Origin of the sequence: Symbiopectobacterium sp. (genome assembly GCF_051710365.1) — a bacterium.
In the GTDB taxonomy this organism is placed as follows: domain Bacteria; phylum Pseudomonadota; class Gammaproteobacteria; order Enterobacterales; family Enterobacteriaceae; genus Symbiopectobacterium.
Map to the genome: position 1 here is coordinate 1 of NZ_JBPETA010000375.1, position 1102 is coordinate 1102.

Annotated in this window: 1 protein-coding gene; it reads left to right on the top strand. The window is 52.5% G+C overall.

Features of this window, described 5'->3' with window-relative positions; translation table 11 throughout:
• The first annotated feature begins 422 nt into the window (after positions 1 to 422).
• The gene (locus ACTBDZ_RS18025) at positions 423 to 1076 is read left to right on the top strand and encodes a LysR family transcriptional regulator (RefSeq protein WP_438816296.1); all 654 of its coding nucleotides are present in this window, start codon (positions 423 to 425) and stop codon (positions 1074 to 1076) included.
• The last annotated feature ends 26 nt before the right edge of the window (positions 1077 to 1102 follow it).

Below are 1102 nucleotides of genomic sequence, written 5' to 3' on the forward strand. Positions count from 1 at the left end.
AGTTCAGTATTGGTGACAGACCACCACAAGTATCCAACCTCAATTCTGTTCACAAGACCATCGTTGATGTTCTCGGCGAGCGATACCGTCGAATTTATTCTTAAAGTAGGTGCGGAATGACGGGTCAGAACATTGGCGGGATCATTCACTTGGGATTATATAAAAAATTTGCATAATCCAGCGGCGTCATCAGGGTGGCGCTGAATTCGATGATGGCGATCAATATTCACCTATTTTTAATGTGGAAAATCGATAAAAAAAACATTTAATATATATTTTATTAACAATAACACCCATTTTACGTCTTACGGTTCTGTGATAGGGATCACCGCCAACAACGTGAGCATTTTTTCACCGCTTGTTCAGGCTGAAAACGGCGCTATTATCTACGCGCTCGCTCTACCTACTACTGAGGGTCGCCCATGGAACTCCGCCAGTTGCGCTGCTTTATCGCGGTGGCAGACGCACTACATTTCGGCCACGCAGCCCAGCAGCTCGATATGTTGCCCTCCGCCCTCGGACGCCATATTCGCCTGTTGGAAGAGAGCCTCAACGTGCGTCTGTTCGTGCGTTCCACGCGCAGCGTGGCGCTTACGACACACGGCCACAAACTGTTGGAAGAAGGGAAGAAAATCGTGGCTGAAGTGGATGCGCTGGAAGTCCACTTTCGCTGTCAGGGACGCCTTCAGGCACGCACGCTGCGCATTGGAGCCATCGACAGCGCAGCAATTGCGCTGGTGCCTCATCTGCTACCCGCATTTCGTCACGCCTGTCCCGACGTAGATGTGCGCATTATTGATGAAAACAAAACCGCGCAACTGCTGCCCAAGTTGAAATCCGGCCAACTGGATATGGCGTTTATCCGCCCGCTGAAAGAGAGCGATCCGCAACTCACCACCCGCTTTCTGCTCTACGAAAATGTGGTGCTCGCCATCGCCGAGCGCCATCCGTTAGCGACGCGCCGCAGCGTGACCATCGAGAATATCGACACGCTGCCGCTTATCGTACCGGCACGCCGCGAGCGGCCGCACAGCCACGATGTCACCATCAAGCGGGTTCTATCAGGCGGGGCTTAAACCCCATATTGTGCAGCTCGTCGATG

Bases quoted from the DNA above. Each gene is read 5' to 3' on its own strand.
- ACTBDZ_RS18025 (WP_438816296.1), top strand. From the start codon at position 423: ATGGAACTCCGCCAGTTGCGCTGCTTTATCGCGGTGGCAGACGCACTA.